The 17,158-nt window shown below is 61.6% G+C and carries 13 protein-coding genes; 1 reads left to right on the top strand and 12 read right to left on the bottom strand.

Going from position 1 to position 17,158, the window contains the following annotated elements; genetic code table 11:
- The first annotated feature begins 20 nt into the window (after positions 1 to 20).
- A complete protein-coding gene (locus tag KJS28_RS09245) occupies positions 21 to 782 on the top strand; it encodes an IS3 family transposase (protein ID WP_213540680.1) in 762 nt (253 codons plus the stop codon).
- Positions 783 to 906: 124 nt separating this feature from the next.
- Here the strand turns inward: KJS28_RS09245 and KJS28_RS09240 are convergent, their stop codons facing one another.
- The 12 genes from KJS28_RS09240 to KJS28_RS09185 form a co-directional block, all read right to left on the bottom strand.
- Positions 907 to 1,407, bottom strand: coding sequence for a hypothetical protein (locus KJS28_RS09240; protein WP_213540679.1), 501 nt, complete (start codon positions 1,405 to 1,407; stop codon positions 907 to 909).
- Positions 1,404 to 1,688, bottom strand: a complete 285-nt coding sequence (locus KJS28_RS09235) for a type II secretion system protein (protein WP_213540678.1) — start codon at positions 1,686 to 1,688, stop codon at positions 1,404 to 1,406. Before KJS28_RS09235 ends, KJS28_RS09240 begins: the two co-directional genes overlap by 4 nt.
- A complete protein-coding gene (locus KJS28_RS09230) occupies positions 1,685 to 2,299 on the bottom strand; it encodes a hypothetical protein (protein ID WP_213540677.1) in 615 nt (204 codons plus the stop codon). The genes KJS28_RS09235 and KJS28_RS09230 overlap by 4 nt, the downstream gene beginning before the upstream one ends.
- Before the next feature lie 27 nt (positions 2,300 to 2,326).
- Positions 2,327 to 9,253 carry a prepilin-type N-terminal cleavage/methylation domain-containing protein gene (locus tag KJS28_RS09225; RefSeq protein ID WP_213540676.1) on the bottom strand — a complete coding sequence of 2,309 codons (6,927 nt, stop codon included), beginning with the start codon at positions 9,251 to 9,253 and terminating at the stop codon, positions 2,327 to 2,329.
- A gap of 28 nt (positions 9,254 to 9,281) precedes the next feature.
- Complete coding sequence (locus tag KJS28_RS09220) at positions 9,282 to 9,824, bottom strand: hypothetical protein (protein ID WP_213540675.1); 543 nt, start codon at positions 9,822 to 9,824, stop codon at positions 9,282 to 9,284.
- Positions 9,821 to 10,438, bottom strand: coding sequence for a PilN family protein (locus KJS28_RS09215; RefSeq protein ID WP_213540674.1), 618 nt, complete (start codon positions 10,436 to 10,438; stop codon positions 9,821 to 9,823). Before KJS28_RS09215 ends, KJS28_RS09220 begins: the two co-directional genes overlap by 4 nt.
- Positions 10,438 to 11,451, bottom strand: coding sequence for a pilus assembly protein PilM (gene pilM / locus KJS28_RS09210; RefSeq protein WP_213540673.1), 1,014 nt, complete (start codon positions 11,449 to 11,451; stop codon positions 10,438 to 10,440). The genes KJS28_RS09215 and pilM overlap by 1 nt, the downstream gene beginning before the upstream one ends.
- 24 nt (positions 11,452 to 11,475) lie before the next feature.
- Positions 11,476 to 12,261 carry a prepilin peptidase gene (locus KJS28_RS09205; RefSeq protein ID WP_213540672.1) on the bottom strand — a complete coding sequence of 262 codons (786 nt, stop codon included), beginning with the start codon at positions 12,259 to 12,261 and terminating at the stop codon, positions 11,476 to 11,478.
- Positions 12,262 to 12,412: 151 nt separating this feature from the next.
- Positions 12,413 to 12,802, bottom strand: coding sequence for a type II secretion system protein (locus KJS28_RS09200; RefSeq protein WP_213540671.1), 390 nt, complete (start codon positions 12,800 to 12,802; stop codon positions 12,413 to 12,415).
- 93 nt (positions 12,803 to 12,895) lie between these two features.
- Positions 12,896 to 14,104: a type II secretion system F family protein gene (locus KJS28_RS09195; protein WP_213540670.1), complete on the bottom strand. Its 1,209-nt coding sequence runs from the start codon at positions 14,102 to 14,104 to the stop codon at positions 12,896 to 12,898.
- A gap of 38 nt (positions 14,105 to 14,142) precedes the next feature.
- The gene (locus tag KJS28_RS09190; RefSeq protein WP_213540669.1) at positions 14,143 to 15,837 is read right to left on the bottom strand and encodes a GspE/PulE family protein; all 1,695 of its coding nucleotides are present in this window, start codon (positions 15,835 to 15,837) and stop codon (positions 14,143 to 14,145) included.
- Between the two features lie 355 nt (positions 15,838 to 16,192).
- The gene (locus KJS28_RS09185) at positions 16,193 to 17,134 is read right to left on the bottom strand and encodes an alpha/beta hydrolase (RefSeq protein WP_213540668.1); all 942 of its coding nucleotides are present in this window, start codon (positions 17,132 to 17,134) and stop codon (positions 16,193 to 16,195) included.
- Positions 17,135 to 17,158: the final 24 nt, after the last annotated feature.

Raw genomic sequence — 17,158 nt, 5'->3', positions numbered from 1 at the left:
ATTCTTCGGGGTATCCAGAAGTGGTTACTACTGCTTTAAAAAAGCGTCTGGGAGAGACGGATCGCGATGCTGTTGTGGCAAAGGAAATCGAGGAATGTCAGCGCAGGACAGATAAGACCTATGGCTATCGACGTGTATGGAAGTGGTTAAAAGGCAGAAATATTCAAAGAGATCCGAAGACTGTGCTCAGAATCATGAAAAAATATGGATTATTGTCTGAGGTTCGCCGACGCCGCCAATGGGTAAATCTTGGTCAGCAGGTACACAAATATGAAAATCTGTTGAACAGACAGTTCCGGGCGGTCAGGCCAAACGAGAAATGGGTCACGGACATTTCTTACATCCACACAAAAGAAGGCATTTTATATCTGTCCATGATCCGAGATCTGTATGACAACAGTATTGTGGCCTACAAGACTGCAAGTCGGCAGACTGTGAATCTTGTTCTGGACACGATTCGTCTGGCAATGAAGAAAGAGAAAGTCGCTGCGGAGTTGCAGCTCCACAGCGACCAAGGCTTTCAATACACATCACAAGCATACTTCAAGCTAACACAATCTTACGGCATAACGCCGTCCATGTCAAGGAAAGGAAATCCTTATGACAATGCCATGGCAGAAAATTTCTTCTCCATTCTGAAAACAGAGTGCATCTACCGCCACAAGCCAAAGACGCTCCAAGAAGCAAACGAACTGATCGACAGGTATATTTACTTCTATAACCACGAACGCATCCAAACAAAAACGGGAGTGGCACCGCTGTCGCTGCGCCACTCCGCTTAAAACTCAATATCCTACATGGGGGCTTTTAGTGCTGTCCGCATAATCTGGTGCGGTTCAATGGCCGAGGGGGGTTCGTTTGTTATCTCTGCATTTGGCCGCTTACCGCTTGCGGGCCGTGGGCGCATCAGGTCACGGTGCGATTGATGCGCTTGACCTCGAAGGAGGTCTGGGACAGGGTTTGCCGGGAGCGGTCCCCGATCTCCAGGGTGACGGAGAAAATGTCGGTGGAGGCATCGTAGCGTAGGGTAAAGGACTTCACCTTCAGCCCCTTGGGGTAGGAGGCCGAGCCCAGCAGGTGGCTGTCACCCAACGCCAGCTGGCCGTCCTCACCGATCTGAAAGGCATCGCCCTTACCCTCCACGCTGCCCACGTTTTGGATGAAGATCTGCGTCAGGCCGCCGTTTTCATCCTGCGTCACGGTGCCGCAGAAGCGCAGCTTGTCGCTGATGACGCTGGTGAGGGTGGAGCAAAGCTCCTGGGCCTCCGACAGCCGCATGGACTCCGTATAGGTCTTGCCGGCAAAGCGGATGCCCACTACCAGCAGCGCCGTCAGCAGCAGCACGATCAGCACCGTACACAGCATCTCGGTCAGGGTGATGCCCCGCCGGTCACGGAGTTTTCTCATGGCGTATCCTCCGACACATAGTAGCGGTAGCCGTTCTCCTGATAGACCTCCACCGAGGTGCTGCCGGTCTGGCCGCTGCGGCCGGAGAGGCGCAGCTGGGCGCTGCCCTCGGACTGGGCATCGCTGTACCGGAAGGAGACGTCGGTGTCCCGGATCTTGGCGTTGATCTTGGCGGCTGCCACGGCGGAGCCCGTCAGAAAGACGAACACCAGCACGATGATCAGCAGGGACACCAGAGTCTCCACCAGAGTTTCGCCCTTCTGGTTTTTCAGCTTTTTCATCCGGTGACCCCCTTTTCAATGAGCGGTGTGTCCCAAGAGATGGTGGTGGTGGTAACGGTGGCCTGTCCCGTCTCGGTGTTGCCGCCGGTGACGATGGTGACCTGCTGCTTCCGCTCGCCGCTGAGGGTGAGGGTCATAAGGCAGTTGCCCTGACTGCTGTCCGCCAGAGAAAGGGTCACGGTGATGTCGTAGGCAGGGGTCATGGTGAACTCCGCCTGTACGGCGTCCAGACCGCTGGCAGCATCCGGGGTGAGGGTGATGACGTCGGTATAGGCGATGCCACGGTCCACGGCCTCAATGCCCCGCTCCAGCCAGACCTTCATGGCCCCCTGGGGGGTCTGAGTTACCTCCGTCCGCTCGATATAGCTGCCGGTGGTAGTGGGGCGGCGGGTGACCTTCTGCTCATAGCTGGAGGAGAGGATATCGTCCCGCAACAGCTCCGCAGCGGAGCTGACGGTGAGATAGGTCTGCTGGCTCTGGCGGTCATTGGAGATGTGCCGGGCGGCGGTAGTGGCCGCCGTAAGGATCACTACGCTGACCATGCTGGCTACCAGCAGCAGGAGGAGGGCCATCAGAATGGTGACGCCCTTCCGGTCTGTACACTTTTTCATTCCAATGGCCTCCTTTCTGCAAAACGGTTATCGGGTCCAGCGCCAGCGGAGCAGACCTGGCTCCTCCGTATCCTGATAGATGGGTTCAAAGGTGGTATCCTGGAACAGGGGCAGGTCGGGACTGGGGGTCCAGCCCACAACGGGCCGGAGCGCCGAGACAAGCTCCTCCTCCGTGGGGAGGAAGCCGGCGGCGGGCTGGCCGAAGGGAACGGCCTTCTCCAGCCGCAGGCGGCCCACCACGAAGGTGGCGGTGATCTGCGTATCCTCCGCCGTCAGGGTATAGGGGATATCCAGCGGATAGAGCCGGCCGGTGCGGCTGTCGGTGAGGGTCACCTGCAGGGTGACGGTCTCCTGCTGCCGTCCGTGGATGGTAATGGGGCGATAGCTGAAGTCGCCGTCCTGCTGGGCGGCCACCACGTCGCCTACGCTGACCCGGTAGTCCTCATCGGCGTTGGAGAGCATATCGTGGGAAGTGCCGGTGCTATCCAGAACGGTAAGGGCCGTTACGGTGAAGTACCGGAAGTCCGCCGCCTTGCCACGGCTGTACAGGTACAGACCCTCGTGATCGGGGACATCGCCCTCGGCGGGGCCGAGAGGGGTATCCCAGTCGCTGGCGTCCCGATTCAGGATGCCCTGACGATACACGGCGTCTCCATCGCCCACATGGGCGATGCCCAGCACGCCCTGCATATGGATGGTGGCGGTGAGGCGCAGCTCACTGGTGAAGGTGCGCTGGCCCACGGTGACACCGGCCTGCACCAGCAGAGTCTCCTCGCCCTCGCCCTTACCGGTGACGGTGACCTGCTGATCCCGACTCACCGGGGACAGCGTGACCACCCGGTCAGAGCCGCTGACCACGTCCCATTTGACGCCGGTGAGCACTTGGCCGGTGCCGTCCCGTGCGGTGAGGGTGAGGGTAGTGCTCTCGCCTACATACTGCTCTACGGAGAGTTGATCCACGGAGATGGAGAGCTTGGCGGTGACGTCCACTGCCAGACGGGCGGTGTAATCCCCCAGTGTGGCGATGATCTCGGTGGAGCCGATGGCCTGTCCCACGATGCGGACCTTGTAGTGGCCCGTGCCGTCCGGCTGAAGCTCGGCAGTGACGATGCCGTCCTTGGTATAGGACAGGGTGGGGAGCTCCGTGCCGGGATCCGTGCCCTCGAACCGCAGATCCAGCGTCACGGCGGATTCACCGCCGGCGGCATCGTAGTCGGTGATCATGTCCAGCGTCAGCAAGCCCTTGCTCCAGTAGAGGCCAGATGACGGCCACCAGCCGTAGTGCAGACGGGCCCGGCCAAAGACGTTATCCTGCACCAGTACGGTGGGGAAGGGGAAGTCCTGACCCTGCAGGGCCTCGTCGCTGCCGGGGAAGCTGTATTTGCCGTGGACCTCGGCGCCGTTTTCCTCGGTAGTGACCCACGCAAAGCTGCTGCCCAGAGCGGCGGCGAAGCTATCGTAGCGCTGTGCAGTGCCGGTGCCGTTGTTCTGGGTGACGATGCTGGCACCGGTGCGCTGGGACATCTGCTCATAGGTCAGGCCCGTCAGGCCCTTGATGCTATACGTGTTGGAACCACCGTTCCAGCCGTAATTACGGAGGTAGCTGAGATCGCCGTTGAGCATTTTTTCCCGTGCCGCTTCTGTACGCAGCAGCCCGCTAAGGGAGTTGTTTCTGGAATTACCCTTGCCGTAGTATTTGGGCAGATTGTCGAAAGAAATGCTGTTCTTGCTGCTGTTGAGGTAGTAGCAGTTATTGATATAGAGCTTTGCATTGGTGCTGGCACCGGCTCGGTCGGCAATACTGCCCATAAGGGAGATGCCGGTGATGGTACCCGCCATGTCCGGGAACTCCATGTAGGTGTAGCAGTTATTGAAAGTGGGCTGACCATCCGAACTGTCGGAGCGATTGACAAAGTTGGTGAAGCTGGCGGAGAAGCCGCTGCCGCCCATACCGCCGATATAGACATAGGTATCGGGGCCGGAGACACCGCCGAAATTCATCTTGACCTGGACGGCAGAGCTGCCGTCGGCAAAGACATTGTTGCTGCTGCCCACGGGGACACGCTCCTTCAGGGTCTCCTCCCCAACGGTGATGGTACCGCCGGTGTAGCAGTCCGTTACCGCAAAGCGCACACCGCCGGCCAGACCGCCTACACGCACATAGTTGCCGTAGCGGGCGGCGTTCATGTAGCCGTTGGTATCGACGTGGGTGCAGTTGATCTGCAGATCCACCACGGCGGAACACTTGTTGAGGTTGACGCTGGAGACACCCACCAGCCCGCCGATGGCGGCCTCACCCAGATGCTGCTTGTTACGGCTGTTGTCGGCCACAGTGTAGCCGGCGATGGCGCAGTTGGTGATGCTGCCGTTGCCCATGCTGCTGTTGTAGTCATAGGCGATGCCCACCAGACCTCCCAAGGCGTAGGAGGTGGAATACTGGCGCACCGTCCGGGTGCCGCTGGAGGGCGTGGGATCGGTATTGCGCTGGATGACGGCGCCGTTGTCACTATAAAGGACGATGTTCGCGATCTCTGCGCCGGCGGTGGTGCCGAAGAGGCCCACGTTGTAGCAGTAGGAGTCGATGTTCACGTTCTTGATGTAGTAGCTCTGGCCGTCGTACTTGCTGCCGAACCAGTTGTACAGCACCATACGGTAGTCGGTGCTGCTGCCGCTGTCGTAGACAGAGCCGGCGATGGGATGGAAGCTGTAATTCAGGGAGGCATCCGTGGGATCCGCCAGGCTCTGGCCGTTGAGGTCATGGCTCTGTTTCCACGTGCGGATGGGCCGGGTGCCGCCGGTGGAGTCGCCGGCGATGGCGTCCTCCTTGCTCTGGTAGCCCCAGGTGACACGGCTATATTGCAGATAGGGGTAGTACTTGTACATACTCCCGCTGTCCGTCACGTCACGGGTGGAGCTGCCCTGATTGCCGTAGTAGCTCCAGTTGATGTATTGCAGCTGCTCCACAGACCGCACCTGATAGGGCAGGGCATCCGTGCCGGGCTCCACGCCGGTGGTGCCGCCGGTAATGCCGGTGCTGACGGCGGTGACGGCGTAGGAATCTGCGAAGAAGGGACTGACGGTGTAGGTGAACCACACATCCCCCTGAGACAGGAACCAGTGGCCGTTGCCGGTGGTGCCGCTGAGGAGCCGCAGGCCGGTGTCGGAGGTCTGATAGGTGACGAAGCTGAACAGAGGCATCTGCTTCTCCAGCTCCGCCGCCGCCTCGGTGTTGCGGCCGTCCAGAGCGATGCGCTGGGTCTCCAGCAGGGGCTCCGTCTCGCCCTTGGACCAGTAGTAGCCGTAGCCGTAGGCGGTGATCTTGCCGCCATCGTCGTGGGCGGTGCAGAGGCTGCTGCCGTCCTTGCGGACGCCGTTTTCAAAGCCGATGTATGAGAAGTGATAGCCGGGGTTACTGCCGCCCTCCTCGTGCTCCCAGTACACCATGCCCAGCGTACCCAGATCGGCGGGGGTCACCCAGTCGCCGTAGTGGACGGGGCTGCCGTGGCCGGTGAGACCGGTGGGATAGGGATAGGCCTGCCCGTCGGTGTTCAGGGTTTTGCTGTGGTGATAGGTGTGGCTGGCATCGGCGGAAGAGAAGCCGGTGAGGGTCAGGGCCTTCAGTCCCTGCTCATTGACGGCCCGTGCGCCGGACTGGTCGCTGTAATCATACAGATGGACCTGTCCCACGAAGCGATAGGTACCGCCGCTGAGATAGCAGCAGCCGGAGGTGCTGCCGGTGGCCGGGGCGAAGCCGTAGGTATCGGCACCGGGGGAGGTAAGGGCCGTGGCGCAGTAGCTGCTGCGGATCGAGCCGATGTTCTCCCCGGCGAAGCCGCTGAGGGCCACGCCGCCGCCACGGATCTGGAGTACCTCCACGTTGGCCATGGCGTAGCTCTGGCTCACCAGACCGCTGTTGCCGCCGGTGAAGCCGCCCATCAGCAGACGGGCATAGTTGCTGCTGGCGGTGAGGGAGGGGGTGCTGACGCTGCCGGAGCGGATGGTCCCGGCGTTATAGCCCACGAAGCCGCCCATATACAGGACGCTGCCCTGATAGGCGTGGGCTGTGACGGAGTAGCCCGCCGCAGCGCAGTTGTAGATGGTGCCGTCGTTGCGGCCTGCCAGTGCGCCGACATAGGCGGTACGCAGGTGCAGGATGCCCCGAAGCGTCACGGAGTAGTCCTGCTCTCCGGTGGTGAGCACCACATTCCGCAGACTACCCTGATTCAGGCCGAAGAGTCCGGCGTAGTCGCCGCCGTTGGGACTCTGGAGCGGCACAGCGGCGATGGGATAGGTGCCGCCGTCATAGATGTGGGTAAAGGGGACGACGGCACTGCTGCCGATGGGCTGCTGGCTGGTGACGGCGGCGCCGCTGCGGCCGTAGTTCGCCCAGTCGTAGCCGGAGTAGTCGATGCTGCGCTCCTGCTGGAGGGTGGTGTCCTTGGCCAGCAGGGGGCTGTACTGCTCATAGTACAGACTCAGGTTATTCAGCTGCCGGGCCGTGCGGATGCCGATCTCGCTGGGGGCCTCCGGGGCCTCGGAGCCCTCCGATACCCAGCAGGTGAAATGGGGATTGAAGTAGTAGGTGGTGTCCTCCACCTGCACCCGGCGGTAGAAGTCCGTGGCTACCTCGGTGGTGTTCACCAGTGTCCGGGGCAGGGGCAGCAGGTAGTAGCCCCCGCCCATGTCGATGGCGTTGGCACGGTACAAGGTAGAGGTGACCTCCCGCCCCCCCAGCGAATAGCGCGCCGTCAGATCCTGCTCCGGCAGCGTGCTGTACACCATGCCGTATCCGTCGCCCACCACCGTGCCGGTGGTTTTGACGGTGGATTTGTTGGCACCACGGAAGCCGTAGCTGCCGTCGGAATAGACCTCGTAGTACACCAGTGTACCGGCCTCGAACTGAGCCTGCCAGTCGCCGTAGTGGGTCAGCCCCGTCAGGCGGGGATAGGAGTAAGCGCCCAGACCCATGCCGTCCACCAGGTTATAGGCCACGGTGTCGCTGCCACCGGTCTCAGCGGTGAAGGCGTCGTTGAGGTACTTCTCGATGGCGTCGGCCCGGCTGCGGCCGCTCCACTGCTCATAGTCGGCAAAGACCGTGCCGTCCATGTCGTGGTCGCCGTGGGACATATAGTAGGTGCTGGTGATATCGGGCTTGCCGGTGGTGACATCCGCAGGCTTGGCGGTGGAGTAGGTGAGCTTTTCACTGCCGTTCAGCCGGGCGCTGGCGCTGTAACAGGTGTCGACGACGTCGCCGTAGGACAACTCACCGCCCACCAGACCCGCCATGACGTCCGCTTCCTGAAAACCGGCGGTGTAGCAGTCCCGCAGGGTGATATCCGCCGTGCCGGTACAGCTGCCGATGAGGCCGCCGGTGGTGCCGGAGGCGTAGAGGTAGCAGTCGGCGTAGGAGTGCTCCACATAGACGGTGCGAGTGCCGCTGATATAGCCCACCAGACCGCCGGCGTAGCGTCCGCCCTCCAGCACGGAGGAGGCGAAGCTGTTGCGGACGGTGAGGTCATAACCACAGCGGCCCACCAGACCACCGGCGGTGGCGCCGCTGATCCAGATATCCTGCTCACTTTTGCTGCTGAGCTTGTCACGGGTGGGGCTCAGGTAGACCTGACAGCCCTCAATGGTGGTGCCGCCCCGGAGGGAGCCAGCCAGACCGCCGGCATTGCCGCCGGCGCTGATCTGGGCGCCGCACAGACGGATGTTTCGCAAGGTACCCCGGAAGCTCTCAAACAGGCCGCCGTCGCCGTCGGTATCCACCGGCAGCTCATAGATCACAGGGTGATAGGACTGGGTGCCTACGGCGACGGTGCTGTCGTAATAGGCGAGGTTCTCGTTATAGATGGGGGTGAAGCTCCGACCCGGATAGCAGCTGTCCCAGCCGTCGTCCATGCCGGTGTTGACGAACTGGATATCCTGCTCCTGCAGCGCCCGTGTGATGGCGGTGGGCAAACCGGAGCCCTCGTCCAGATTTTGCAGATGCCGGGCATAGGTGACCACGGCGGTGGTGCCGCCGTCCCGCACCTCGGCAAAGAGACTGTTGGTGGTGAGCTTGCCGGTGACGGAGTCCACCAGACGGCTGTCGCTCTCCACCTCCACCTTCAATGTCAGGTCGGAGCCGGGGGTCAGCTGCCGGAAGCGGCGCTGCTGGGAGAAGCGTTTGCCCTCCGTCAGGTCGTCCAGCACCATGGTGACGGTATAGGTGCGGTAAGAGACGTTGACTTCGGAGCCGGTGAGCTCCATCCGCCCGGTGGAGTGGCCCTGTGCGTCCGTCACCGTCACATAGAAGTGCAGGGGGTCACGGGGCGTGTCACAGGTGACCTTCAGCAGCAGACGCTCCTTGTTGATGATCTCCATCTTGGGGGTCAGCTTGCCGGTGTCCTCGCTCTGGACGCTGTCGCCGCCGTAGTAGCCCACGGTAGCCCCCTCCTGCACCCGGCGATCCCGTGAGCGCAGGGGGTTGAAGGCGTCGAAGCTGTACTGCATGGGCTTTTCGCTGTAAAACACGGCGTAAACGCTGCCGCTGCCGGGGTCATACTCGATGACCCAGTTGGCGTCCCACAGCTCCGCCTCCACCTGCTCACGGGGCAGGATGCTCCCGGCGGCAGAGGTGTCGGTGCTTTTGGCGGCGGAGGTGACGTAGTACAGAGTACTGGTGGTGTACTTATCCTGCTCGGCGTCCCAGGGGATGTTGTTCAGGGCCGTGGCCCGGTCCTTGCCGTACTCGTCGCTGCGGCCGCTGGCCTGCAGCTGGGAGAGCCGGTTCTGGGCCGCCAGATAGATGGTCTCCGCCTTGGAATCCAGCTCCGTCTGGCGGATATTGCGCTGGTGGCGGCTGATGGGGATCATGGCCAGCGCCAGCAGGATGATGAGGATGGCCAGCGCCAGCAGCACCTCCGTCAGCGTGAAGCCCCGTCTATTCCGTTGTAGTTTTCTCTCAGTCATAGAAAAAGCTCCCCGCCCCACGGCATCCTCAGGGCATGATCTCGAAGTAGGTGATGACCAGCGTGGTCTCCACAGTGCCGCTGTTGCGGCCCTCGGTATAGGTGTTCATATTCATGTCGGAGATCTGGCTGATGTTCTCGCTGGAGCACAGCCGATCCACGATCTGCCGGGCCTGTGCATAGGTGGAGGTCCGGAAGGTCATGACGATGGGCCGCAGCATGATATAGTCCTGCTGCACGGTGCCCGCAGAGCAGTCCAGCGAATAGTCCAGCGTGTCGCTCATGATCTCGTGGAGCTCGATCATCAGCTTGCCGCTGTTGTCGTACTGGGGGATGGTGCGCTTCTCGCCCGCCGCCTTGATCTCTTCGATGGCCTTCTGCATCTTCTGCATCTGGGCCATTTTCCCCTGATTGGCGTCCAGCTCCGTCTGCTCGGCCTCCATGTTCAGCCGATAGCTGGAGATCTGATCGTTGATGGGGATGAGGATCAGCTTACAGTAGCCCGCCACCAGCACCACCACGATCAGCACCAGCAGCAGGATCTTTTCCCGTCTTGTCAATTCCCGGTTCATTTGTCTGCCTCCTCTGCGCTGCGTAGGGTGATGCGGACGGTGAAGTCCAGAATGGTGGAGACGTTGCCGTCCTCCGTGGAGGCCAGATTCAGCTCCACATTGCTGACGATGGGGGACTGCTGGATCACGTCAAACATCCGGGAGATCTGATCCAGACTCATGCCGGACATGGCCACCACCATCTTGTTGCCGGACACTTGTAGGGAGACCAGCCGTCCGCGGGACAGCATCTCCTGCTCCAGCAGATCCAGCGCCTTCTGGCGGTCCACCAGAGTGCCGTTGTCCTCGCTGCCGTCGGTGGCCCACTCCATGGAGTAGGTGCGGTATTCCATCAGCAGACGGTCGTAGCCCTTCAGCAGCTCCTGCATCTGGGTATACTCCGTGTGAACGGAGGCGTAGGCGGCCTGCGCCGCATCCAGCCGGCGGTACTGGTCGATGACGCCGAACTTGGCCACGCAGCCCGCCAGAATGACGATGGCCAGACAGCCCACCAGCAGGGTCAGACGGGGATTGCCCTTCTGTTCCCGCATATTCAGATTGATGCCCTGCTTATGGGGGCATTTGAGGGTCTTGCGACCGGCCTCCGAAGGCCCCTTTTTCATCTTTTCTGCCATTATCGCAGGCCCCCCTTGATGCCAAGATCCACGCCGCCGATGGCCCGCAGGTACATCCACGGCTCCTCGGTAGTCATCCGCTGGCCCAGCAGCTCGGCGGAGGTGTGCAGCGTCATGCCGGTGGTATCGGCGATGGTGTCGTACAGCGGCTGAATGGCGCTGCCGCCGCCGCACAGGCACAGCTGCGTCAGCTCCCGCTCCCGGTTGTTGTAGTTGAAGAAGTTCACGGCCTTCACCACCTCCACGGCGATGCGGCCATACAGCTCACGGGCCTGCTCCGACTCCAGCACATGGTTGTAGTTCTGGCGCACGTACTCGTGGGCCACGTGGATGTCCACGCTGCACTGATCGGCCACCAGATGCTCCAGATCGGACATCCCCACCTCGATCTCCCGGCGGCTGGCGAAGTGGCCGCCCCGGTAGATATACAGGAAGGTGGCGCTGTGGCCCAGATTTACCACGCACAGGTCACGGCCCTCCTGCCGGGTGCGGCGGTAGTAGGCCTGCAGCACGGCGCTGTACGCACACTCGCTGGGGGTCAGCACCCGCAGGCGGAAGCCCGCCCGGCGCAGCATGGCCCGATAGCTCTCCACGGTGCTTTTCAGGGTGGCGCAGGCCAGCAGATTCATCTCCGTGGGCTGGCCGGACTCGTCCCGCAGCACCTCCCGCATGGAATAGTCGAAGAAGTACTTGTTCTTCTCCTCCGTCAGATAGTCCCGGAACTCATAGGGCAGGTTATACAGCAGCTGCTGCTCCGTCATGGCGGGCATCACCAGCTCACGGGTGAACACCTCCGTGGAGGGCAGCACCAGCGCCGCATGGGTCAGGGGGATGCCGTTACTTTTGGCCGTCTGGCGCAGGAAATCCGCCATGGCGTCCATGGACAAAATCCTCGAACCGGAGACCATGTTGTCCGGCAGCTCCGCCGTGACGGCCTTTTTCAGGTCCGCACCGGCGAAATATACCAGCTTGACGCTGCTCTCACCGATGTCAAAGCCAACGATCTTTTCCAAAATGCTCGTCCTCACTTTCAAGAATTACAGCAGCCCCAGATACCAATCGATGATCTGTTGACCGCACAGCGCCGTCAGCCAAGCGCCAAGGGCGATGCTGGGGCCCCACGGGATGGCCTCGCCGCCGTCCCGTTTTTTTTGCAGGAGTCCCCACACGATGCCGATGACGCAGGCCGCCACCAGACACAGAAGGTTCCGCTTCCAGCCCAGAAACAGCCCCGTCAGGAACAGGAGCTTGATGTCGCCGCCGCCCATGGCCTCACGGCCCAGCAGCTTCTCCATCCCCAGCACCAGAAGCAGTACGCCCCCCGCCACCGCCAGACCGCCGATGGCGCCGTCCAGCGCCCGCCGGAGCGGCTGGGGGTCGAAGAAAAGAGTGGTGATAAATAGCACAACGCCGACCGCTATGAAACGGTCGGGGATGATGTACCCCTCCAAATCCGCAAAGGAGCAGGCCAGCAGGATGCCGGCCACACACCAGCCTTCAAGAGCTTGGAGCGAAATATCATAATGCAGCAGCAGCGTCACGAACACCAGCGCCGAGATCACCTCGGCCATAACGTGACGCCGGGAGAGCTTGGCCCCACAATAGCGGCAGCGCCCGTGGGCAGCCAGATAGCTGACCACCGGGATCAGGTCCCGCACCGCCAGCACGTGACCGCAGGCGTCGCAATGGGACCGGCCACGCAGCACGCTCTCCCCATGGACGATGCGCCAGGCTGCACAGTTCAGAAAGCTGCCCATGCACGCACCCAGCAGGGCGGCCAGCAGGCAGCAGTAAACAGTTAGGAAGGGATCGGCATACAGCATGGGAAGGCTCTCCTTTAGATGGGACTGTCCTCACGGAGCGGGGAGGGACGCCAACCCACGGCCATCCCCGCCCGATGAGAGACGGGTCGCCCCGCACCGGCCCGGTCGGGCCGGTGCGGGAGCTGTTGCGTGTGAATGTGACAAATGGATGTCACTGGATGTCGGGCGTACCCAGCTTCCAGGTGAAGGTCTTTGCACCATTCTCGTCGGTCAGCTTCTTAGCACTGTAGGTGATGATGCCGGTACCAGCATCGTAAGTCAGCTTGTCGTCACCATAGTTCAGGACGATAGCAGTGCCATTATCAGGTCCCTTCAGGAAGGCGTCCTTGTCGGCGGGAGCCTTGGTGTTCTCAGTGAGCATAGCGGTCTGCCACTCGGCATAGGTAGCACGGACATTGGCCACATCAGCGGCCTCCTTGGACTTGGTCAGGGCACCGTTGAACACGGGGATGGCGATGGCCACCAGCACAGCGATGATGGCGACGACGATCAGCATCTCCATCAGAGTGAAGCCCTTCTTGTTCTGCAGTTTCTTCAACATAGTTCTACATCTCCTATTATTTTTTTGCGGTTTTTATCTTGATCCGTACAGGGTTGTTATACGGATAGGATACAAATTTTTGAGACGGCGGCCTTACATTCCGCCGTAGAGGGTGAACAGCGGCAGATACACCGCCAGCAGCAGCACCACCACGATCACCGCCAGAGCGATGGTGATGATGGGCTCCAGCACCGACAGCAGGCGGGCGGTGGTGACCTCCACCTCGTTGTCGAAGTATTCACCGATGACGTCCAGCGTCTCCTCCAGCGAACCGGACTGCTCGCCTACGCCCACCATCTCCGTCAGCATTTTGGGGAAGTACTCGATCTGACTCATGCTCTCGGAAATGGTGCGGCCACGCTCCACCTTCTGCTTCACCTCCTGCACGGCCAGTGCGAAGGTGTAGTTGCTGATCACGTTACCGGTCACATCCAAGGCCTTGGGGACCGGCAGGCCGGCCGTCAGCATGGTGGCCATGCTGTGGGCGAACTGTGCGGCGGCATTGAGGCTGTGGAGCCGGTGGAGGGGGGCCTTGGTGAGGCTCCATGCGGCGATGGCCTTCCGGCCCCGGATGGAGCGGCGGGCCACCATATAGGCGATGCCCAGCCCGGCGGCGATCAGCAGAAGCAGCCACCACCAGCCCACGAAGAAGTCACTGATGGCCAGCAGCACACGGGTGATGCCCGGCAGCTGGGTGTCCATCTCGGCAAAGACATCGTTGAAGGCCGGGACGGCCACGGCGATGATGATAATAAACACGACGATGGCCACCACAATGACCATGGCGGGGTAGGTCAGGGTGCTGACCACCTTGGCCTTGGTCTTGGCGGATTTATCATAGTACCGGTGCAGCCGCTGGAAGCACTCCTCCAGCGTGCCGGACTGTTCTCCGGCCCGGACCGTCTCGACGAAGGTCTTGGGGAGGTACGGGGCGTTGTTTTCAAAGCTCTGGGCCATGGAGTAGCCTGCGCCCACCTCCTCGGCCACCTTCTCCAGCATCTGGCGAATGTGGCGGTTCCTGGTCTGGGCCGCCACCATCTCCACACAGTGCTGAATGGACATCCCTGCGGAGAGGATGATGGCGAACTGGGAGCAGATCAGGGCCAGATCCTTTTCCTTGATCTTCAGGCCGATGGGGCGGTTGAAGATGCTTTCCTTCTTCTCCTGTACCTCCTCCAGCCGGGTGATAATGGCTACGGTCTCCCGCAGGCGGCTGGCGGCCTCGAACTCGTCATAGGCCCGGATGACGCCGGATACAGCCGTTCCGTCCTTGGTCTGGCCCTTGTAACGGTATGTGGTCATGGCGTGTCTCCGCTCCTTCCGTGCCGGGTTTTACGCAATTACTCGTCTACTGTGGTGTTGATGATGCGGGCGGCCTCCTCGGCGGAGGTGACACCCTCCAGCACCAGCCGGCGGCAGCTCTCCCTCATGGAGCGGAAGCCGTTTTTGCGGGCCTCCTCCGTCAGCCGCTCCTCGTTGGCGCCCTCACTGATGAGCCGCCGCAGGCGGCCGTTGAGCATCAGGATCTCGAAAGCGGCCCGGCGGCCGGTATAGCCGGAGTGATGGCACTCCGGGCAGCCCTCGCCCTTATAGAAGGTGACATGGCTGTCCTCCGGCATCCCCAGCAGGGCCAGCTCCTCGGCAGAGGGCTGATAGCCCTTCTTGCAGTGGGGGCAGACCTTCCGCAGCAGACGCTGGCTCACCACGCCCCGCAGGGCGCTGGCCACCAGCCACGGCTCCACGCCCACGTCCTTGAGCCGGTATACGGCGGACACGGCGTCGTTGGTGTGCAGAGTGGAGAACACCAGATGGCCGGTGATGGCGGCCCGCATGGCGATGGAGGCCGTCTCGCCGTCCCGGATCTCACCCACGGAGATGATGTCCGGGTCCTGACGCAGGATGGCTCGCAGGCCGCTGGCGAAGGTCATGCCGGTCTTTTCGTTGATCTGGCACTGGCTGACGCCGGGGATGTGGTACTCCACCGGGTCCTCCAGCGTGACGATGTTGATCTCCTCACGGGACAGATCCCGGATCATGTTGCACATGGTGGTGGACTTACCGGAGCCCGTGGGACCCACCAGAAGAATGACGCCGCTGGTGTTTCGCAGCAGAGCGTTGTAGTTGTCAAGATCCTGCCCCTCCAGTCCCAGCTGGGATTTGCTGAGGGCCTGAGCGGACTTGTCCAGCAGACGCAGCACCATCTTCTCGCCATACACCGTGGGCATGGAGGAGATACGCAGGTCCAGACTGTGGCCCCGCACCGACTGGATGGCGTGGCCGTCCTGCGGGATCTTATGCTCGGCAATATTCATACCGCCCATGATTTTCAGGCGGGAGATCACGGTATTCTGCAGGTCGGCAGGCACTGTCAGGATGCGGCGGAGCAGACCGTCGATACGCATCCGCACCACCATCTCGCCCTCCTGCGGCTCCAGATGGATGTCACTGGCCCGCTCGGTATAGGCCCGCTCGATGAGGGCGTTAACGAAGCGGATGGTGGGGGCGGACTCCCGAGGGTCCGCCGTGTCCTGCGCCATCTGGGCGGGGATGACATCGCTGCTGCTGCCGGCCTCTCGCTTCATCTCCTCGATGACCCGTGCCGTACCCTCGTTGCCGTACAGGCGGCTGATGGCCTGCTCCACGGCCTTGCGGGTGGCGATCATGGGGATGATGCGCTTACGGGAGGCGGTTTTGACCTCATCCTGAGCCACGAAGTCCAGAGGATCGCTCATGGCCAGATACAGGCTGTTGCGTACCAGCTTCACCGGCACCACGCAGTATTTCTTGGCGATGTTCCGGGGGACATACTGGGCCAGCTCCACGGGAATGGAAATGGCCGTCAGGTCCACAAAGTCCACGCCCAGCTGCACTCGCAGAGCGTCGATGAGCTGCGCCTCCGTGATGAAGCCGTTCTGGATCAATGCGTCGCCCAGCCGCTGCTTGGTCTCCTTCTGGAGCGCCAGAGCACGCTCCAGCTGCTGCTCTGTGATGGTCCCGGACGCCACCAGCAGATCGCCCAAGCGCATATAGGCCATTTCACTCACCTCCCAGTCGAAAGCCCGTCATGTACGGACAGGAATAAAACGCACAGCCTGCGTCGACGCATTCGACAATGTCGGATCCTGTACGTTTGAGGGCTATAATATACCCCAATTCCACGGCAAAGTCAAGCGATTTTTCGTAATTTATTCAAAAAATTCTCACAAATTCTCTATGAAACGACGTATTAGTCCGATATGAGAAAAGTATGAGAAAAATGTTGAAAACTGGTATTTTTTGACTGACCGAATGATAGAAATGACAAAATGGTGCCAGTATTTTCCCAAAGGAAAAGAGGGCGGCCCACAGGCCGTCCTCTTGGAGGTGAACAGTATTTCAATTAGCGAGATTTTAACGGGTCGGCAGATGCGGCTCCAGCCAGTGCCAGATGTCCTCATAGACCGTCTGGCGCATGGGGCCTTCATTGAGGATCTCGTGTCTCAGACCGGGATACAGCTTCACAGTCACATCCGACAGGCCCGCCTTGCGGAAGGCGGCGGCGGTGCGGCGGACGCCCTTACCCATATCGCCCACCGGGTCCCGGTCGCCGGAGATCAGCAGCACCGGCAGGCTGCTGTCCATGCGGGTCAGATTCTTGGGGTTCTGGTTGAAGGCGATGCCGTGGAGCATCTGGCGGAACAGCCCCACCGTGGCATCGGCGCCGCAGAGGGGGTCGGCAATGTAGCGATCCACGTTCTCAGAGTCCGCCGACAGCCAGTCATAGCCGGTGCGGTTGGGAGCAAAGGCCTTGTTGTAGCCGCCGAAGGCCAGATCGTTCACCAGCTTGCTGGCAGAGGAGGGTCCCTGTGCGGCGCAGACCACCTCCGCCACGGCACGGCCTCCGGTCAGCTTGGCCTGTGGCTGCCAGCCGGTGCCCATGAGGATGGCGGCCTGCAGGGTACCGGGGTAGCGGATCAGATAGCTGCGGGCCAGAAAGGAGCCCATGCTGTGGCCCATGAGGCACAGCGGCACACCGGGAAACTCCCGCCGCAACTGCTCGTGCAGCAGCTGGATATCCGCCACCACTGTCTCCCAAGGGGTGCCGTCGCCAAAGTAGACGGGGGTGCCGCCCTCCGGCAGAGAGCCGCCGTGGCCCAGATGGTCGTGGCCCACCACGGCGATCCCCTGCTCATTGAGGTAGCGGGCAAAGCCGTCGTAGCGGCCGATATGCTCGGCTACACCGTGGGAAATTTGCAGCACGGCACGAGGCGTTCCCTCTGGTAGCCACTGCATGGCGTGGAGCCGGGTCTTGCCGTCGCTGGAGAGAAAGGTGAACTCGGTGAGATTTGTCATGGAAATTTCATCCTTCCTATGGTA

Origin of the sequence: Vescimonas coprocola, assembly GCF_018408575.1 — a bacterium.
Taxonomy (GTDB): domain Bacteria; phylum Bacillota; class Clostridia; order Oscillospirales; family Oscillospiraceae; genus Vescimonas; species Vescimonas coprocola.
The sequence above is the reverse complement of the archived record's forward strand: the minus strand, read 5'-3'. Positions and strand labels throughout refer to the sequence as shown.

Excerpts from the sequence above, each read along its gene's own strand:
- KJS28_RS09230 (WP_213540677.1), bottom strand. The coding sequence starts at position 2,299 with ATGAAAAAGTGTACAGACCGGAAGGGCGTCACCATTCTGATGGCCCTC.
- KJS28_RS09220 (WP_213540675.1), bottom strand. The coding sequence starts at position 9,824 with ATGAACCGGGAATTGACAAGACGGGAAAAGATCCTGCTGCTGGTGCTG.
- KJS28_RS09205 (WP_213540672.1), bottom strand. The coding sequence starts at position 12,261 with ATGCTGTATGCCGATCCCTTCCTAACTGTTTACTGCTGCCTGCTGGCC.
- KJS28_RS09240 (WP_213540679.1), bottom strand. The coding sequence starts at position 1,407 with ATGAGAAAACTCCGTGACCGGCGGGGCATCACCCTGACCGAGATGCTG.
- KJS28_RS09235 (WP_213540678.1), bottom strand. The coding sequence starts at position 1,688 with ATGAAAAAGCTGAAAAACCAGAAGGGCGAAACTCTGGTGGAGACTCTG.
- KJS28_RS09215 (WP_213540674.1), bottom strand. The coding sequence starts at position 10,438 with ATGGCAGAAAAGATGAAAAAGGGGCCTTCGGAGGCCGGTCGCAAGACC.
- KJS28_RS09200 (WP_213540671.1), bottom strand. The coding sequence starts at position 12,802 with ATGTTGAAGAAACTGCAGAACAAGAAGGGCTTCACTCTGATGGAGATG.
- KJS28_RS09225 (WP_213540676.1), bottom strand. The coding sequence starts at position 9,253 with ATGACTGAGAGAAAACTACAACGGAATAGACGGGGCTTCACGCTGACG.
- KJS28_RS09195 (WP_213540670.1), bottom strand. The coding sequence starts at position 14,104 with ATGACCACATACCGTTACAAGGGCCAGACCAAGGACGGAACGGCTGTA.
- KJS28_RS09185 (WP_213540668.1), bottom strand. The coding sequence starts at position 17,134 with ATGACAAATCTCACCGAGTTCACCTTTCTCTCCAGCGACGGCAAGACC.
- KJS28_RS09190 (WP_213540669.1), bottom strand. The coding sequence starts at position 15,837 with ATGGCCTATATGCGCTTGGGCGATCTGCTGGTGGCGTCCGGGACCATC.